Source organism: Pseudoalteromonas luteoviolacea (assembly GCF_021654285.1).
GTDB classification, from domain to species: domain Bacteria; phylum Pseudomonadota; class Gammaproteobacteria; order Enterobacterales; family Alteromonadaceae; genus Pseudoalteromonas; species Pseudoalteromonas luteoviolacea_J.
The window spans coordinates 13,769-30,397 of the sequence record NZ_JAKFZS010000011.1; the positions used below are offsets into that span (position 1 = coordinate 13,769).

Sequence of the window (16,629 nt, forward strand, 5' to 3'; positions counted from 1 at the left end):
ACAAAAAAAGGGGCCATTCAGCCCCTTTTAACGAAACTTATTGTTTCTTTACATAAAATTACTCACCTTTTGGTGCTTGCTCTGCAGCAGGCTCCGACGGCTCTAGCGCTTCTTTAATACTTAGACGTACACGGCCTTGGCGATCTACTTCTAGTACTTTAACTTTAACTTCTTGGCCTACCTTCAGGTGGTCAGATACGTTATTTACACGCTCTTTGCTGATTTGAGAAATGTGTACAAGGCCATCTTTACCTGGTAGTACATTTACAAACGCACCAAAGTCAACGATACGGTTTACTTTACCATTGTAGATAGTGCCAACTTCTAGCTCAGCTGTCAGTGCTTCAATACGTGCAATCGCTTCTTTAGCACTGTTACCATTAGTTGCAGCAATCTTAACAGTACCGTCATCTTCGATTTCGATAGTTGTGTCAGTTTCTTCTGTTAGCTGACGAATTGTTGCACCACCTTTACCGATTACGTCTGCAATCTTCTTCGGTGGAATGTTCATCGTGTAAATACGCGGAGCGAATTCAGATAGCTCTTGTGAAGGTGCAGCAATTGCTTGGTCCATTACGCTAAGGATATGCATACGGGCCGCTTTAGCTTGTTTAAGTGCGATCTGCATGATTTCTTTCGTGATACCTTCAATCTTGATATCCATCTGAAGTGCAGTTACACCAGCGCTGCTACCTGCTACTTTAAAGTCCATGTCACCTAGGTGGTCTTCATCACCTAAGATATCAGAAAGAACAACGAACTCTTCGCCTTCTTTAACTAGACCCATTGCGATACCAGCAACAGAAGCCTTAACAGGTACACCTGCGTCCATCAGAGCCAAAGAAGTACCACATACAGATGCCATTGAAGATGAACCATTTGACTCAGTGATTTCAGAAACAACACGCACTGAGTAAGGGAATTCTTCTAAGCTTGGCATTACAGCTTGAACACCACGCTTTGCAAGGTTACCGTGGCCGATTTCACGACGCTTTGGAGAACCGATGAAACCAGTTTCACCTACACAGAATGGAGGGAAGTTGTAATGAAGCATGAAGTGGTGCTTGTGAGTACCAACTAGGTCATCCATCATCTGTGCGTCACGCTCAGTACCTAAAGTAGCAGTAACTAATGCCTGAGTTTCACCACGTGTGAAGATTGATGAGCCGTGTGTACGTGGAAGTACACCAGTCATTACGTCAAGTGCACGAACCATATCTGGTTCACGACCATCGATACGTTTCTCACCTGCAATGATACGACCACGAACAATTTTCTTCTCTAGAGAGCTGAATAGCTTACCAACTTCTTGCTCGTCTAGCTCTTCGCCTTCAGCAAGCTCAGCAGTTAGCTTTTCAAGTACTTCTGCTTTTGCTTCAGATAGAGACTCTTTACGCGCTACTTTGTCAGTAATAAGGTAAGCCGTGCCTACTTTTTCTTCTGCAATTGCAGCTACTTTGTCTGCTAGCGCAACGTTTTTCTCGGGTGCAGTCCAATCCCAAGCTGGTTTGCCAGCTTCAGCCTTAAACTCTTCAATAGCTTTAATAATAGCTTGAGACTGATCATGACCGTATACAACAGCACCTAGCATCTCTTCTTCAGTTAAGATTTCAGCTTCTGACTCAACCATCAGTACCGCATTTTCAGTACCTGCTACCACTAGGTCTAGCTTACTTTCAGCTAACTCTGTTACAGTTGGGTTAAGTACGTATTGACCATTGATGTAACCAACACGTGCTGCACCAATAGGACCATTGAATGGCACGCCCGAAATAGCAAGTGCTGCAGAAGTACCGATCAACGCGACCATATCAGGCTGAACTTCAGGATCTGAAGAAACAACTGTCGCGATAACTTGAACTTCGTTCACGAAGCCATCTGGGAATAGTGGACGAATTGGACGGTCAATTAGGCGCGCTGTTAGTGTTTCTGAATCAGAAGGACGACCTTCACGCTTCAAGAAGCCACCTGGGATACGGCCAGCTGCGTACATTTTTTCTTGGTAGTTAACCGTAAGAGGGAAAAAGTCCTGACCAGGCGCTGCTTCACGCTTACCAACAACAGTCACTAGTACTGATGTGTCACCGATGCTTGCCAAAACCGCACCGTCAGCCTGACGTGCGATTGCACCTGTTTCCAGAGTCACTGTATGTTGACCTAACTGGAATTCTTTAATTATTGCTTGCACAAAAATATTCCTTAAAAAATATATTAAAACGCCAACAACAACCAATTACAGTCTTAAATAGAACAACCAAAATTACTGGCTACTCATATAGTTCTACTTAAGCACTACAATTGGCAGAAGTATCGGCGCTTGCTCAGCACTATGCATGAGCGAGGGTAAGTATACTGCTAGTACACGCACAAAAAAAGGGGCGAATTCGCCCCTTTTTTATTGTCGGATAAAAATCCAACAATTCATCAAATTCTTAGCGACGTAGGCCAAGCTCTTTGATCAACGCAGCGTAACGTTCAACGTTCTTACCTTTAAGGTAGTCAAGAAGGTTACGACGTTGGCTAACTTTACGTAGTAGACCACGACGAGAGTGGAAGTCGTGTTTGTGGTCAGCAAAGTGGCCTTGTAGTTTGTTGATATCAGCAGTTAGAAGTGCAACTTGAACTTCTGGAGAACCAGTGTCGCCTTCTGCGCGTGCGAATTTTGCTACGATTTCTGCTTTTTCTTTGTTGCTTAGTGACATAATAAACTCCAATTTAAATAAATTTAATGCTTCAGCCGATCACTAATTCAGCCAAAGCGACAAAGCGGCGGCATTGTATCAGTAATTGATGCCGCTGACAAAGCTATTGTGCGCTAGATAGTGCTCTTTTTGCTTTTAGATGGCCATGCTTGTTACGTTCGCCAATACCGATAAACGTATCTTCAGCCATCACCTTTATAACGCCTTCAGGTACTTCACCCACCACCACAGTTTGCCCATGGCTAAAAGCAACGCCTTGCTCTTTGGTTAAAGTGATCGTCGGTAAGTCAACCAGAGCAGTATCCATCGGAAGAAGTAGCTCATCAATATATGTTGATGGCTCCACACCATCGACTTTAGCTTGTTGCAACTTTTCTTCTAACGCTTCAATGGTGATCATCTTTTCTGCTGGGTAGTGACCAACGCCACTGCGATGAAGCATGATCACATGTGCACCACAGCCAAGCTTTTCACCCAGGTCGTCAACAATAGTGCGAATATAGGTACCCTTTGAAACGTGCACGGTCATCTGGATCTGTTGATTGTCGCCATCGTATTCATCAAGCGTGATGCTATATACGTTTATTTTTCTGCATTTACGCGGCACTTCAATGCCTTCACGTGCATACTTATATAATGGTTGGCCTTGATATTTAAGCGCAGAATACATCGAAGGGTATTGATCAGACTCACCTAAAAAACTAGCAACTTCCTGCTCTAATTGCGGTTGCGTAATTTCCACAGGGCGTGTCTCAACGATTTCACCATCCGAGTCTGACGTCGTTGTACGTTCACCTAACTGTGCACGTACAACATAAGTTTTATCAGTATCCAATAGAAACTGCGTAAACTTTGTAGCTTCACCAAAACAGATTGGCAGCATACCTGTTGCAAGCGGATCTAGCGCACCAGTGTGACCCGCTTTTTGTGCAAAGTAAATACCTTTAGCCTGTTGCAAAGCTTTGTTAGATGAGATCCCTTGTGGCTTGTGTAAAAGTACAATGCCATCAACTGGGCGACCTTTACTACGACGGGCCATTACTCTTCACCACCTTCAACTGAATCCGTATCTTCACCACGCTTTTCTTTATCAGTGCGGATCACTTCATCAACCAAGTTAGAAATACGCATACCTTCCATCAGTGAGTTATCAAGTACAAATCGTAACTCTGGCATAATGCGCGCGCGGATACGCTTGCCAAGCAATGAACGGATATAGCCCGTTGCATCATTCAGAATTGCTAGGTTTTGCTTTGTATCCTCATCGCTTTTACTGTTTAAAACAGTTACAAAGATTTTTGCGTAGGATAAATCGCGAGATACTTCAACTGCTGATACAGTCACCATACCTAATCTTGGATCTTTAATTTCTCGTTGCAAGATTACCGCAATTTCTTTTTGAATTTGCTGTGCAACGCGATCCGTACGAGAAAATTCTCTCATTGTCACCACTTATATAAACTATTGATTTTTATGTTATAAAAATCCAAAAAACACAAACACAAATGGGGGCGAATGCCCCCATTTCAAGGTTTAGACCCTGTGAGAATTACAGTGAACGCTGTACTTCAACAGTTTCGAATACCTCAATTTGATCGCCAACTTTAACGTCGTTGTAGTTCTTAACGCCGATACCACATTCCATACCGTTACGAACTTCTTGTACATCATCTTTAAAGCGACGAAGTGACTCAAGTTCACCTTCGTAGATAACCACGTTTTCACGTAGTACACGAATTGGAGCGCTACGCTTAACGATACCTTCAGTTACCATACAACCAGCAACAGCACCAATCTTAGGCGACTTGAACACGTCACGTACTTCAGCAAGACCAATGATCTCTTGTTTGAACTCAGGCGCAAGCATACCAGCCATTGCTTGTTTCACTTCTTCGATCAGGTCGTAAATAACACTGTAGTAACGAAGGTCAAGGTTTTCAGCTTCAATCACTTTACGTGCTGATGCATCCGCACGGACGTTGAAACCAACGATGATAGCATTTGAAGCCGCAGCAAGTGTTGCATCAGTTTCAGTGATACCACCTACACCACTACCTACAATCTTCACTTTAACTTCGTCTGTAGACAGCTTAGTTAGTGAATCAGAAATTGCTTCGATTGAACCTTGAACGTCTGCTTTAAGTACAACGTTAACTTCAGAAATATCGCCATCAGTCATGTTAGTGAACATGTTTTCAAGCTTCGCTTTCTGCTGACGTGCAAGCTTCACTTCACGGAACTTACCTTGACGATATAGAGCAACTTCACGTGCTTTACGCTCGTCTTTAACAACCGTTGCTTCATCACCTGCCGCAGGTACACCTGAAAGACCTAAAATCTCTACAGGAATTGAAGGACCAGCTTGTGAAATTTCTTTACCGTTTTCGTCTCTCATCGCACGAACACGACCGTACTCAAGGCCACAAAGTACAATGTTACCTTGCTCCAGCGTACCGCCTTGCACAAGTACAGTTGCAACTGGACCACGACCTTTGTCTAGACGAGATTCGATAACAACACCTTGTGCCATACCTTCTTGAGGCGCTGTAAGCTCTAATAGCTCAGCTTGCATCAAGATAGCTTCAAGTAAGTCGTCAATACCTAGACCTGTTTTCGCTGAGATATGAACAAACTGCGTGTCACCACCCCACTCTTCTGGAATAACATCCAATTGAGCAAGCTCGTTTTTAACGCGATCTGGGTCGATGCCCTCTTTATCCATTTTGTTTACAGCGATGATAAGCGGTACTTCAGCAGCTTTTGCGTGCTGCACAGCTTCTTTAGTCTGAGGCATTACACCATCATCAGCAGCTACAACTAGAACAACGATATCCGTTGCTTTTGCACCACGTGCACGCATTGATGTAAACGCCGCGTGACCCGGAGTATCTAGGAACGTGATCATGTTACCATCAGTTTCAACATGGTATGCACCAATGTGCTGAGTGATACCACCAGCTTCGCCGTCTGCTACTTTCGCTTTACGAATATAGTCTAGCGTTGACGTCTTACCGTGGTCAACGTGACCCATAACAGTAACAACCGGTGCACGTGGACCAACACTCTCGTTGTCACTGCGATCGTTTAATACTTTCTCTTCAAGTTCATTCTCTTTAACAAGAACAACTTTATGACCCATTTCCTCTGCAACATACTGTGCAGTTTCTTGGTCAATCACTTGGTTAATCGTTACCATTTCACCAAGCTTCATCAGTGTTTTTACAACCTCAGCACCTTTCACAGCCATGCGTGATGCAAGCTCAGATACTGTAATTGTTTCACTAATGCGAACTTCTTGTTTAACTTCTGCCGCTGGCTTTTGGAAACCGTGCTGTAGAGAAGTAGGCGCTTTTAGCTTACCTTTTCTACCACGTGACTGTGCGTTAGAATCGCCTTTCGCCTGTGGCTTTTTCTTTTTCTTACGACGTGCACTTTTCTCTTCACGTGCGTCAGATTCGTCTTCTGCTTCACGTGCATATGTAGAAGTCGTCATATGGTGATCTGCAGAAGCTTCGCGTTTTTTGCGCTCTTCTTCTTCAGCTTTCCAACGTGCTTCATTCTCTTCCGCTAGACGACGAGCTTCTTCTGCTTGACGTTTTGCTTCTTCTTCAGCCTTTTTCACAGCTGCTGCTTCTGCTTCTGTACGAAGACGTTCTGCTTCGATTTTCTCTTGCTCTTGTTGGGCGCTATCCACTTCTTTACTCTGCTGTTCTTTCGCTTGACGTTCTGCTTCTGCTTTACGTTTGGCTTCTTCTTTAGCTTTGCGCTCAGCTTCCTCTTTGGCTTTTCGCTCTGCCTCCTGTTGGGCGTTGCGTTCAGCTTCTTCTTTCGCTTGTTGCTCAGCTTCTTGTTGAGCTTTCAATTCTGCTTCTTTGCGCGCAGCTTCCTCTGCAGCTAAGCGTTCTTGCTCTTTTTGCTGCTCGATTGCGCTCTTTTTAACGTAAGTGCGCTTTTTACGTACTTCTACCTGAACCGATTTAGCTTTACCAGTAGAACCAGTAACACTTAATGTACTCTTGCTTTTACGCTGAAGAGTCATGCGCTCAGGACCATCTGAACCTGTGCCACCATGTTGCTTACTCAAGTGGTCAAGTAACTTGGCTTTTTCAGATTCACTTACCTGATCGCCTTTGGCTTTGGTGATCCCTGCATCTGTTAACTGCTGTAGTAATTTATCGACAGTTGTACCAATGTTCTCGGCTAGTTTTTCTATGCTCACTTCTGCCATGCTATGCGTTACCTCCCGTTAATAAACTACTCTTCACTAAACCAGCAAATATTACGTGCAGCCATAATAAAGTCGCCCGCTTGCTGTTCAGATAATTCAGTGATCTCAACTAATTCGTCGATACCCTGTTCTGCTAAATCTTCTAGGGTGATAACGCCTTTGCTCGCCATCACAAATGCTAAGTGACGATCTAAACCTTCTAAGTCTAGTAGGTCTTGAGCAGGTTCAGCACCTTCTAAAGACTCTTCATCACGAAGTGCTTTCGTTGTTAAAGCATCTTTTGCACGTTTACGTAACTCTTCAACTGTGTCTTCGTCTAGCCCCTGAATTTCAAGGAACTCAGCTACTGGCACATATGCCACTTCTTCAAGCGTAGAGAAACCTTCGTTGATTAAAAACTCTGCAAAGTCATCATCAATATCTAGGTTATCAGTAAATAGGCTTATCAGTTTATCAGATTCTTCAGCGTTTTTACGCTCCATATCTTCAACTGTCATTACGTTCAGTTCCCAACCAGTTAACTGGCTAGCAAGTCGAACGTTTTGCCCGTTACGACCAATCGCTTGTGCAAGATTATCTGCTTCAACAGCGATTTCCATTGTACGTGTATCTTCATCCATCACAATTGATGCAACTTCTGCTGGAGCCATTGCATTAATTACGAACTGAGCTGGATTGTCGTCATATAGTACTATATCAACGCGCTCTCCGCCTAGCTCTGTAGACACTGCTTGTACACGTGCACCACGCATACCTACACATGCGCCTACTGGGTCGATACGCTTGTCATTTGATTTAACCGCAATTTTTGCACGTGAACCAGGATCACGAGCTGCACCTTTGAGCTCGATCATCTCTTCACCAATCTCTGGTACCTCAATGCGGAATAATTCCATCAGCATCTCTGGCTTAGAGCGAGTCACAAATAATTGCGCGCCGCGCGCTTCAGGCTTCACTTCATACAATAGACCACGAACACGGTCACCTGGACGGAAGCTTTCACGTGGCAGCATATCTTCACGATAAATAACCGCTTCAGCATTGTTACCCAGATCAATCACAACTGTATCACGAGACGCTTTTTTAACTACGCCCGTAACAAGTTCACCTTTTTGATCTTTATATGCATCAACGACGAGTGCACGCTCAGCTTCACGTACTTTCTGTACGATAACTTGCTTTGCCATTTGAGTTGTAATGCGGTCAAACTGAATAGACTCAATTTGCTCTTCAACATAGTCACCCAGTTGTAACTCTGGCTCTTCTACTTGTGCAGCTTCGATGGTAATTTCAGAATATGGATTTTCTAATGAACCATCTTCTAGCGGCTCTGCAACCTGCCAGCGACGGAACGTATCGTATTCACCCGTTTTCCTATCAATAGAAACGCGTACTTCAATTTCACCGTCATGTTTTTTCTTTGTTGCAGTCGCCAGTGCGAACTCTAACGCCTCAAAAATTTTCTCTCTTGGGACTGCTTTTTCGTTGGATACAGCTTCTGCAACCAACAAGATCTCTTTTGCCATAGGTTTTGCCTCGCTTGCCCTGGTCCTTCGCACTTAATCTTAAAATTTGGCGATAATATTAGCTCTCTCGACGTTACTAAGCATAATGTGATGCTCGTGTCCGTCGACAGTTAGCGTAATCATATCGCCTTTAACTGCTACTAGGTCGCCTTTAAAGTTGCGACGACCATCTTGTGGAAGTTTAGTGCGCAAACGCACCTCTTCACCTTGCGCGTCCTCATAATGAGCTTGTTTGAATAATGGTCTATCCACACCCGGTGAAGACACTTCTAAGTTATATTCATTTGTAATGGGATCTTCTACATCCATAATCGCACTAATTTGGCGACTTACTTCTGCACAATCGTCAACATTAATGCCATTCTCATGTTCAATGTACACTCTAAGTGTAGAATGACGACCAGCTTGCACAAACTCTAGACCGAGTAGCTCAAAACCGCACGCCTCAACAGCGGGTTCTAGCATTGCGGTTAAATCTTGCTCGAGTTTTGACACAAATTACCTCCATACAAACAAAAAAAGGGCTCATGGCCCCATCAATTCAGCTGCATGTTCTTGGGCCTACTTTGCTAATATCTAGCACCAGACACAACAACGCCCCGAACCAAGCGGGGCGTCACACCAAAAACAAACTGTGTGGCCAAAGGCCGTGCTTGGTTGCGGACTGTACCAGCCTAAATTAAGCTTGCGCTTAAACGCAAAACGCGCATTACCATGAATGCGCGACCTTTAAGAAATATAGAAACTTCTTAATATTGGTTGCGGGAGCCGGATTTGAACCGACGACCTTCGGGTTATGAGCCCGACGAGCTACCAGGCTGCTCCATCCCGCGTCCACATGCAGCAATAAGCTGCTCAATTGGCGTGTATTATAGAGATTGTTCCATTAATACGCAACCACTAACTAGATAAATTAGCTAGCCATTCTAATACAGTCCAATTACCGATTAGTCCTTTAACAATCATTAACATACAGCGCTTGTACCTATTTTAGTTTTCTTTATACTTCACATTTCTTACAATTAGGAGACAATAAAATGAATAAAAGGTCATTTCAGGCAACAATCGCTGCACTCTCGACATTAATTTTTAGTGGTGTCGCAACAGCAAACTCATGTGCGAAGGCTGGCCCACAAACTCCACGCGATATTGATAACCTAGCAGGTGAAAATAAGCGCATCTTTAGTCTCGCTCCTCCTTCATCACAAATGAATCTTTGTAATATCCACTTTCACAAAAATGCAGAGCACAAAGCAAAAGACTTTTCGGTATTTGCGGGCGATGGAAAATACGGCGGTTATCAGTGTAATGCGACTTCAAGCCTTACACCTGCTGAACTAAAAGCGCCAAAAGGCAAAGTATGTAAAAATGTCAAACCCGGTGACACTATCGAAGTACATTGGGTACATAGCTCATGTGATGTCAAACCAGGTAAAGGATTAGGATCATGCCTTAATGAGCAATGTGCAAACCCAGATCTACGTGTAGAAACGCAAGTATTCTTGGTCGTAAATGATAAAAATGCGCTTGATTTTAATGACTTAAGCTATGACGGAAATATCGTTAATGGCTATCACCAACCAAAACATATTCCAAATACAACGGGTAAGCCGGTTGAGTTTTTAGGTTCGACAACTGGACCAAGTTACAATGACAAGCAATGTTCTCCTCTACAAGTGACTTGGAGCGTCCGCCCAGCTTGCGCGAAAGTTGACATCAACAGTTTAGCCGAGTGGTGTGAAGATAACGCCTTTGAAGAAGATCACGCACATGGTGTTAGACAGCTAGTTACAGATCCTAAGCTATTGTCTCCAATTAAGTAAAATTAGTTTGTTATGCAGAAGTGGGCTATTCTCATTTCTGCATTAATGATAAATAAGTTTGCAATCATAAAAGTCTCATGGCTATACTTAAGAAAAGTGTGCTTTTTAAACAAAATTGAATGCGCACGAATTGTAATTACCCAAGTTTAATTTGTTTTGTTTGTTGTATCAGTTGAGTGATGGCAAAGCAGATTTGATTAAAAACTTGAGCATGGATCCGCTCTAATCGTAATTGGAGCGATTATGAGTATTTCACCCTATCAATATCAACTGCTAAGTCAGTCTTTTGCGACTATTAAACCTAACTTTCACTGCTTTTGTGTCAGTTTCAACCATCGCCTAAAAATGCATCCTATGTCGATGGCCATACCCAACGCCGAATCACAAATTTTGACAATCGAATATCAGTTACGAGCTTTTATCCAACAAAGCTTGATCAGAATGGCAAATCAAAAAGAGCTTTGCCGATATATCACAGATAATATCACCACTATAAAATCACTGCGACCATCCGCATGTGATATCAGAGTTTTGTGTAACTGCTTTTTAGATACCCTTAAAGTACACCTTGGTAAGCAATTCACACTCGCTGTCAGAAATGCTTGGAAACGCGCTTTACATATCGTTGCAAATGTTCTTAAAGCGGAGCTGTTTGGCATGTCAAATATTGTTTACTTAGATCAAATTAGACAACAAAAGCAAATCGGCCATTCCTGAAGTTATAATGACAACCATAGCACTAATGAGTAAACTGGACCTAATTTAGGTTAATTAGGTGAGTTTATGAAACGTATCGCTGTTTTAATGGGATTGAGTGTATTTTTTACCACTGGATGTGATGTATTTGAAAACTCTAAAGCTCAAATAGAAGCGCAATATTTGTCGGAGAACCATGAACTTCAAGCGGTTATTGAACAAATCCGTGAGCAAGGACTTGAAGCTATGGCACAAAGTGCACAAGCTGGTACTATGGCCAGTTGTGTTGCAAGCAAACTTGATGGCGACCCTATGGGTGCATTGGTTGAAGTAGAAGGTGCTCTGCAAGATGGCGCAAGCGTCGCGGAATTAGCAAATTCAATTGCCAGTTTGACAGAACAAGAGATCAGTTTGGAGAGCATCCCCGAATTACTTAAAGCAGGTGCTGAGACAGTTACTTATTTAAGAACTTTATTAGAGACGTATGACTTGGCTGAGCTACAAACACAGTTCGCAACAATCCTTGAGCAAGGTCAAACAAAAACAGAAGATATCGGCACACACTTACGTGGATTAATAGAGCAGTGTAATTAAGTACGGCAGTGGACATGCATAACGCATGACCACTGCTTATCAGGCTAGAAGAGACGCCAGCGTCTTTTCTTAGTACGCACCTTATGTACCCAATTGACTTCAATTGTGGTCACTGCTAAAACATCACTATGCGTTTTAGCAATCAACTCATAACTTACGCTCTCTACAGAGCCGAAGTTCAGTGTATATGTGAAGTTGTCAGTATTAGCCCAACACTGCAAAATGCGTTTAGATTCACTTTCTCTAAGGCAATAGTCCCCTGCTATCGGTGCTGATATATCAAACACAACATCAGCATAGCAAGTACGTCCTTGGTTCAGCGCAACACATTTTGTAGGTGATGCATTTAATATCCCTTTACGCGTTTCGTTAGCCATTGACTCTGGTGCCAATGTAATAACCAAAACCATAATTACCCAAGTAAATCTAAAATACATACTTCACTCCAGTAAAAAATACTCGAGCATAGTTTGAATCAATCAGTGGGCTACTTTTCACACCACCTGACCCAACCAAAATTGAAGCCCCTGCACTATATACCCAATCTTGTGCAATAGGATAATTAACTTGAGTTTGAACAAATGCTGTCGCGCCATCCCCAGCAGTAAAGCCATACAAATAATCATTTACTTCAGAAGGCGATACACCATAAAAGTAATTATTAAAATTTTGAGAGTAATAGTTAGCGCCAAAGTTCAACCAAAGATCCCAATTACGTAACTCAAAGTTACGCGTCGCTTCGATATGAAAAACCCAGCCATTTGAGTCACCAAACACATCATAGACTAATTCAGCAACGGCTAAAAATTCTCCAACATTTCGATAATAAGCAAGGCCTATAGATTGGTCGACTTTACGACGATTAATCGTTTTTAACTTTTCTACTTTATCATCCTCGTTCGAATAATAACCTGTATCAGAGAATGGGATTTGATAATTGCCAAAAATCGCATCTAACCCCCAGTTTTCCTCTTGGATCAACTGATAGCCTAAATCAGAACCACCAAAAAAATCTCCTGAATGCGTATTCAGATAGAATTGTTTGTATTGGATTTTGGCATCTACCAAGGGGGAAAGGGAAGAAAATTCATTTTTGGCGCCAATTAGCTTTGGTAGTTTAGTATTGACATAAAAAGCACCTACACTTAGCTGCCATTCAAACTCATCTTCATCGTACCAAGGCTCAGCATGTGCTTTACTTGCAATAGTCATACACATCGCAAGCAGCACTGACGTTATTTTTTTCATTACTTATTATCTTTATTGCGCGTTTGTGCCGAATTCAATTCCAGATCATACCTGAGCATTTCTCATACAACAAGTAAACATTAAAATCAATTACACCAAGCTTTTATACAAAAATACGTTACTGACTGTATAAGGACTTTCCCCAACGACATGTCAACACGGAGAAAAACAATATAATGCAAAATTAAACTCCTATATGAAACATTGCCACAGCGTACTGATCCGATAAGAAGGATATAATAAGTCGAAATAATTTACCTAAGAATTAGCGATGATAATTACTCAAGTCAATAATGCCTGTAACACGATAAGAAACCCACGCTTCTTACATTTTTAGCACAACTCTTTTCTCACAAAAAAAGAGCTACGATGCACAGTGACGCTAATTGTTGTTACCACGCCTTGGAGAGAACAACATAAAAATCACTATATTCAATATATTAATAAAAAATTTTGCAATTACTCACTTAAATAAGCATATAGAATCCGCTTGTATATCTGCTCAATTGAGCGTAAATCCGCGATAGATACGTGTTCATTCACTTGATGTATTGAATCATTTTTTACGCCACATTCCACTACTTGTGTATGCTCATTAGCAAAAAAGCGGCCATCTGATGTACCACCAGCTGTGCTCAGTGCAGGGAATTGCCCAAGCTCTTCAGCAATTACGTTTTCTATTAAAGATAAAAAGCAATTACTTTGTTTTTTTCCAGTATAGAATGACTCACAAGGGCGCTCCCAAGAAATATCAATATCAGCATCAAAACACTCAACAAGCGCAGTCAGCCTCTGGCAAATATCACCACTTTTATAGCTGTGACTATATCGCACATTAAATGTCACCTCGCATTCTGCGGGGACCAAATTATCAACGATATTAGGCACCGTTATCCCTGTTACCTGCAGCGTCGTTTTAGAGCCGGGTTTATCCAAAGACCAGTTTAAGCGAGATAATTGAGTAACTAGGTCACCTGCGATATGTGCTGCATTGACTGCAAATTCAGGGTACGCAACATGACCTGCTTTGCCATTTATAATAAATCGGCCGGAAATTGCGCCTCTTCGACCATTTTTTATGATGTCCCCGACTAGTTTATGCGACGTTGGTTCACCAACCAGACAAGCATCCAATACCACCCCTTTTTTCTTTAAATACTCAGCAATAAGAGCAGAACCATCAGTTGCCTCTCCTTCTTCATCTGATGTGATCAACCAATAAAATGAGCCTCTTTTCTTGGTGTTTGATTGACAAAAGTCAATGCTTGCATTGAGCATGGCGGCCACTGAGCCCTTCATATCTGCAGCGCCTCGGCCGTAAATGATATCATCTACAATCTCACCCGAAAATGGGTCAACAAGCCAGTCTTCAGGTGTAGCAGGAACAACATCCACATGTCCAGAATACGCAAAAACGGGACCATTGCCGAAATGCTTACGGGCAATTAAATTTTTTACCCCGTTAGATTCAATCAGATCGACCTCAAAATCACATCTCTGTAATTGCTTTTGCAAAAATGCCATGGTCCCTGCATCATCAGGCGTAATGGAACGGGCTCTAATCAAATGCTGTAAGCTCTCTACAACTGAAGGAATAGTTTGAATACGAGTTTGGAAAGGCAGAGGCATGCTTTATCACCAAAAAAACGATTTTCTTCATTAAACGAGCCAAAAGTGTCCAATTCATGTCGAATAAATTGCACATTTATTACTAAATATCTAACCCCCAAAGTGAGTCTTAGATTACACAGCAGCAAAATACAGCAAACTTTCAACACAAAACGATATCAAAACTTATTCCAAATCAAACTTTCAGATATTTCTGAAAGATGGAAAGTCAAATTTGATCTAGAACAGCTTTTTAATTACCGGAGCCTTTACTATAGAGCCATTAAAGAGAACCAACTGGTATAGGTTCAGGAGATGAAAATGAATAAACTAACAGCTGCTTTAATTTCAACTTTATTGGTAACAGCGCCACTCGCTCATGCACAATTTAGCGTTAACATCGGTGCGATTCATGTAAACCCTATCGACTCAGCATCAGCGATCAATGAAAATAGAGCTCTGGGGCTATCAGCTGATTCTGACACACAATTAGGTATCACTTTCGACTATCACTATAACGATAACATCGTATTTGAATTAGTCGCAGCAACGCCATTTTCTCACACAGTGCAAGGCGAAGGTGGCTTAGCAGGAAATGACATCGCTAAGATTAAGCACTTGCCCCCGACACTTTTAGCTCAGTACCACTTTTTTGATAAGAGTGCAAAGTTACGACCATTCATTGGTGCAGGTTTAAATTATACAGTCTTCTTTGATGAGGAACCGAGTGCAGCATTAAAGCAGACGTTAGGTACAGATGATGTAAAAGTCGAACTAGACAGCTCATTTGGATTGGCATTACAACTAGGTTTGAATTACGAAATCAATGACAAATGGGGCTTGCACGTAATGGTGTCGAAAATGGATATCGACACAGATGCAACCGTTTATGCAAATGGCAGCCAAGCGCTGACATCTGATGTTGAAATTGACCCATTTGTAGCGATGATTGGCGCTAAATACAAGTTCTAATACTTAAAATAGATTTCTCAATCTTGGCCACTTATGTGGCCTTTTTATTGTTCGCTTTTTTCTGTTCCAACATTGCTTTCCAATGCACAATTTCGTTGGGTAGCTCAGGCTGAGTTCCTTTAAACTCTGCAAGCTCCAATAAATCTTCAACCGCAACGATACCTTTTCGACTTTTAAATACCCCTCTGACGTAGGCAATAGCATGTAAACCTCTTTCAGAATGAAACTTTTGCTCTATATAAAAGTACTTATGATCCCAACCTACCACGCGTGTCGTCACTGAAAACTTTTGCATAGGTTTAATGTCGCGAATATAAGTGATCGCTGTGGCATTTACGATAGGAAACCATTTTCTCTTGAGGATTTTATTGAGCAAGCCTAATCGCTCGGTCATCCAAGTTCTAGCAATGTCCATCATTGCCAAATAACGTGAATTTGTTAGGTGTAAATTAATATCACAGTCCGTTGGTAAGGCTCTAAAGTCAATACTTGTTGGGTCCAACATCCCTTCATAAGTTTTATTTTGTTTAATTTTCCAAAACAGAAGCAATAAGCGAAAATATAAATTCATGTTCCAATTGGTCTAACCAGTAATTTGTCTTGCCAGTGTATCATAGCCTTTAATTGCAACAAGCGTGTTCAGTTATATATTTAATGACTTGTTAAATTTTGAGCAACTTGCTTTATGTTATAAACTGAATTAAGTTTTCTTTATCTTCAAGATAAGTGTTTATTTATGAATAATATATTCAAACTTGGCTTATTCATCACAGCGCTGAGTTTCAGTGATCATGTACTTGCTAACTTTGACTTGTCCGGGAAAGGGGTTGTTACTTACCCAACTGGCATCACAAAAGATTTTGACTTTGGTTTTGGCTGGCAAGCATCAGACAAAAAATTCCGCATTGGCAAAAAAGCCTATTCAATGTCTCAACTTCCTGAGTCTTACTCTATTGCTTTGACCCTAAGTAAAGACGATTCTCGAGTTTGGATCCAAGAATTTAATGCCGGCTATATTGAAGCCTTTCAATGGCAAATTGGTAAAAACAAACTAGAGTTGGCAAAGAAAGAGTTTAAAACCCCAGTTAAAGGGAATTATGTGCTTACACTCAATAATGTCGATTACTTTTTAAGTAGAAATAACGTTAGTATTGACGTGCATTTTGATGATTCTGGCGTCAAACATGTTCGCTTAGAAGGCGTCACCAGAAGTATGGGCACCAAGAAGTAGG

General features: G+C 41.8%; 16 protein-coding genes and 1 tRNA gene. 5 read left to right on the forward strand and 12 right to left on the reverse strand.

Annotated elements, in window-relative coordinates; all coding sequences use genetic code 11:
• Positions 1-58: 58 nt before the first annotated feature.
• From pnp to L1077_RS12045, 8 genes are all read right to left on the reverse strand, one after another.
• Complete coding sequence (gene pnp, locus L1077_RS12010) at positions 59-2,188, reverse strand: polyribonucleotide nucleotidyltransferase (protein WP_237137065.1); 2,130 nt, start codon at positions 2,186-2,188, stop codon at positions 59-61.
• Positions 2,189-2,432: 244 nt separating this feature from the next.
• Positions 2,433-2,702, reverse strand: coding sequence for a 30S ribosomal protein S15 (gene rpsO / locus L1077_RS12015; protein ID WP_036975065.1), 270 nt, complete (start codon positions 2,700-2,702; stop codon positions 2,433-2,435).
• A gap of 103 nt (positions 2,703-2,805) precedes the next feature.
• Entirely contained in the window at positions 2,806-3,741 is a 936-nt protein-coding gene (gene truB / locus L1077_RS12020; protein ID WP_237137066.1) for a tRNA pseudouridine(55) synthase TruB, read from the reverse strand.
• Positions 3,741-4,145, reverse strand: coding sequence for a 30S ribosome-binding factor RbfA (rbfA, locus tag L1077_RS12025; RefSeq protein WP_046356591.1), 405 nt, complete (start codon positions 4,143-4,145; stop codon positions 3,741-3,743). Before rbfA ends, truB begins: the two co-directional genes overlap by 1 nt.
• A 106-nt stretch (positions 4,146-4,251) precedes the next feature.
• Positions 4,252-6,930 (reverse strand): translation initiation factor IF-2, encoded by a 2,679-nt coding sequence (infB, locus tag L1077_RS12030; protein ID WP_237137067.1) that lies wholly within the window; start codon positions 6,928-6,930, stop codon positions 4,252-4,254.
• 26 nt (positions 6,931-6,956) lie between these two features.
• Entirely contained in the window at positions 6,957-8,456 is a 1,500-nt protein-coding gene (nusA, locus tag L1077_RS12035) for a transcription termination factor NusA (RefSeq protein ID WP_063361757.1), read from the reverse strand.
• A 39-nt stretch (positions 8,457-8,495) separates the two neighbouring features.
• Positions 8,496-8,951 carry a ribosome maturation factor RimP gene (rimP, locus tag L1077_RS12040; protein ID WP_237137068.1) on the reverse strand — a complete coding sequence of 152 codons (456 nt, stop codon included), beginning with the start codon at positions 8,949-8,951 and terminating at the stop codon, positions 8,496-8,498.
• A gap of 261 nt (positions 8,952-9,212) precedes the next feature.
• Positions 9,213-9,289: transfer RNA gene (locus L1077_RS12045), tRNA-Met, on the reverse strand.
• Between the two features lie 204 nt (positions 9,290-9,493).
• On the opposite strand from L1077_RS12045, the gene L1077_RS12050 reads away from it, so the two are divergent.
• From L1077_RS12050 to L1077_RS12060, 3 genes are all read left to right on the forward strand, one after another.
• A complete protein-coding gene (locus tag L1077_RS12050; RefSeq protein WP_237137069.1) occupies positions 9,494-10,279 on the forward strand; it encodes a delta-class carbonic anhydrase in 786 nt (261 codons plus the stop codon).
• A gap of 243 nt (positions 10,280-10,522) precedes the next feature.
• Positions 10,523-10,996 carry a globin gene (locus L1077_RS12055; RefSeq protein ID WP_237137070.1) on the forward strand — a complete coding sequence of 158 codons (474 nt, stop codon included), beginning with the start codon at positions 10,523-10,525 and terminating at the stop codon, positions 10,994-10,996.
• A gap of 66 nt (positions 10,997-11,062) precedes the next feature.
• Entirely contained in the window at positions 11,063-11,569 is a 507-nt protein-coding gene (locus L1077_RS12060) for a hypothetical protein (RefSeq protein ID WP_237137071.1), read from the forward strand.
• A 44-nt stretch (positions 11,570-11,613) separates the two neighbouring features.
• Here the strand turns inward: L1077_RS12060 and L1077_RS12065 are convergent, their stop codons facing one another.
• The 3 genes from L1077_RS12065 to dapE form a co-directional block, all read right to left on the reverse strand.
• Positions 11,614-12,006 carry a DUF3019 domain-containing protein gene (locus L1077_RS12065; RefSeq protein ID WP_237137072.1) on the reverse strand — a complete coding sequence of 131 codons (393 nt, stop codon included), beginning with the start codon at positions 12,004-12,006 and terminating at the stop codon, positions 11,614-11,616.
• Positions 11,996-12,817, reverse strand: coding sequence for a MipA/OmpV family protein (locus tag L1077_RS12070; RefSeq protein WP_237137073.1), 822 nt, complete (start codon positions 12,815-12,817; stop codon positions 11,996-11,998). The genes L1077_RS12065 and L1077_RS12070 overlap by 11 nt, the downstream gene beginning before the upstream one ends.
• Before the next feature lie 459 nt (positions 12,818-13,276).
• Positions 13,277-14,446, reverse strand: coding sequence for a succinyl-diaminopimelate desuccinylase (dapE, locus tag L1077_RS12075; RefSeq protein WP_237137074.1), 1,170 nt, complete (start codon positions 14,444-14,446; stop codon positions 13,277-13,279).
• A gap of 300 nt (positions 14,447-14,746) precedes the next feature.
• Between dapE and L1077_RS12080 the strand changes: the two genes are divergently transcribed.
• On the forward strand, positions 14,747-15,397 hold the full coding sequence (locus tag L1077_RS12080; RefSeq protein ID WP_440589545.1) for an OmpW/AlkL family protein: 651 nt from the start codon (positions 14,747-14,749) through the stop codon (positions 15,395-15,397).
• A 31-nt stretch (positions 15,398-15,428) separates the two neighbouring features.
• Here L1077_RS12080 and L1077_RS12085 read toward each other — a convergent pair whose 3' ends face one another.
• Positions 15,429-15,968 (reverse strand): thioesterase family protein, encoded by a 540-nt coding sequence (locus L1077_RS12085; RefSeq protein ID WP_237137076.1) that lies wholly within the window; start codon positions 15,966-15,968, stop codon positions 15,429-15,431.
• A 165-nt stretch (positions 15,969-16,133) separates the two neighbouring features.
• On the opposite strand from L1077_RS12085, the gene L1077_RS12090 reads away from it, so the two are divergent.
• Positions 16,134-16,628 carry a hypothetical protein gene (locus L1077_RS12090; RefSeq protein WP_063361767.1) on the forward strand — a complete coding sequence of 165 codons (495 nt, stop codon included), beginning with the start codon at positions 16,134-16,136 and terminating at the stop codon, positions 16,626-16,628.
• The last annotated feature ends 1 nt before the right edge of the window (position 16,629 follow it).

Coding starts and splice junctions, on each gene's coding strand:
- rpsO (WP_036975065.1), bottom strand. CDS start 2,702: ATGTCACTAAGCAACAAAGAAAAAGCAGAAATCGTAGCAAAATTCGCA.
- truB (WP_237137066.1), bottom strand. CDS start 3,741: ATGGCCCGTCGTAGTAAAGGTCGCCCAGTTGATGGCATTGTACTTTTA.
- rbfA (WP_046356591.1), bottom strand. CDS start 4,145: ATGAGAGAATTTTCTCGTACGGATCGCGTTGCACAGCAAATTCAAAAA.
- infB (WP_237137067.1), bottom strand. CDS start 6,930: ATGGCAGAAGTGAGCATAGAAAAACTAGCCGAGAACATTGGTACAACT.
- nusA (WP_063361757.1), bottom strand. CDS start 8,456: ATGGCAAAAGAGATCTTGTTGGTTGCAGAAGCTGTATCCAACGAAAAA.
- L1077_RS12050 (WP_237137069.1), top strand. CDS start 9,494: ATGAATAAAAGGTCATTTCAGGCAACAATCGCTGCACTCTCGACATTA.
- L1077_RS12055 (WP_237137070.1), top strand. CDS start 10,523: ATGAGTATTTCACCCTATCAATATCAACTGCTAAGTCAGTCTTTTGCG.
- L1077_RS12060 (WP_237137071.1), top strand. CDS start 11,063: ATGAAACGTATCGCTGTTTTAATGGGATTGAGTGTATTTTTTACCACT.
- L1077_RS12065 (WP_237137072.1), bottom strand. CDS start 12,006: ATGTATTTTAGATTTACTTGGGTAATTATGGTTTTGGTTATTACATTG.
- L1077_RS12070 (WP_237137073.1), bottom strand. CDS start 12,817: ATGAAAAAAATAACGTCAGTGCTGCTTGCGATGTGTATGACTATTGCA.
- dapE (WP_237137074.1), bottom strand. CDS start 14,446: ATGCCTCTGCCTTTCCAAACTCGTATTCAAACTATTCCTTCAGTTGTA.
- L1077_RS12080 (WP_440589545.1), top strand. CDS start 14,747: ATGAATAAACTAACAGCTGCTTTAATTTCAACTTTATTGGTAACAGCG.
- L1077_RS12085 (WP_237137076.1), bottom strand. CDS start 15,968: ATGAATTTATATTTTCGCTTATTGCTTCTGTTTTGGAAAATTAAACAA.
- L1077_RS12090 (WP_063361767.1), top strand. CDS start 16,134: ATGAATAATATATTCAAACTTGGCTTATTCATCACAGCGCTGAGTTTC.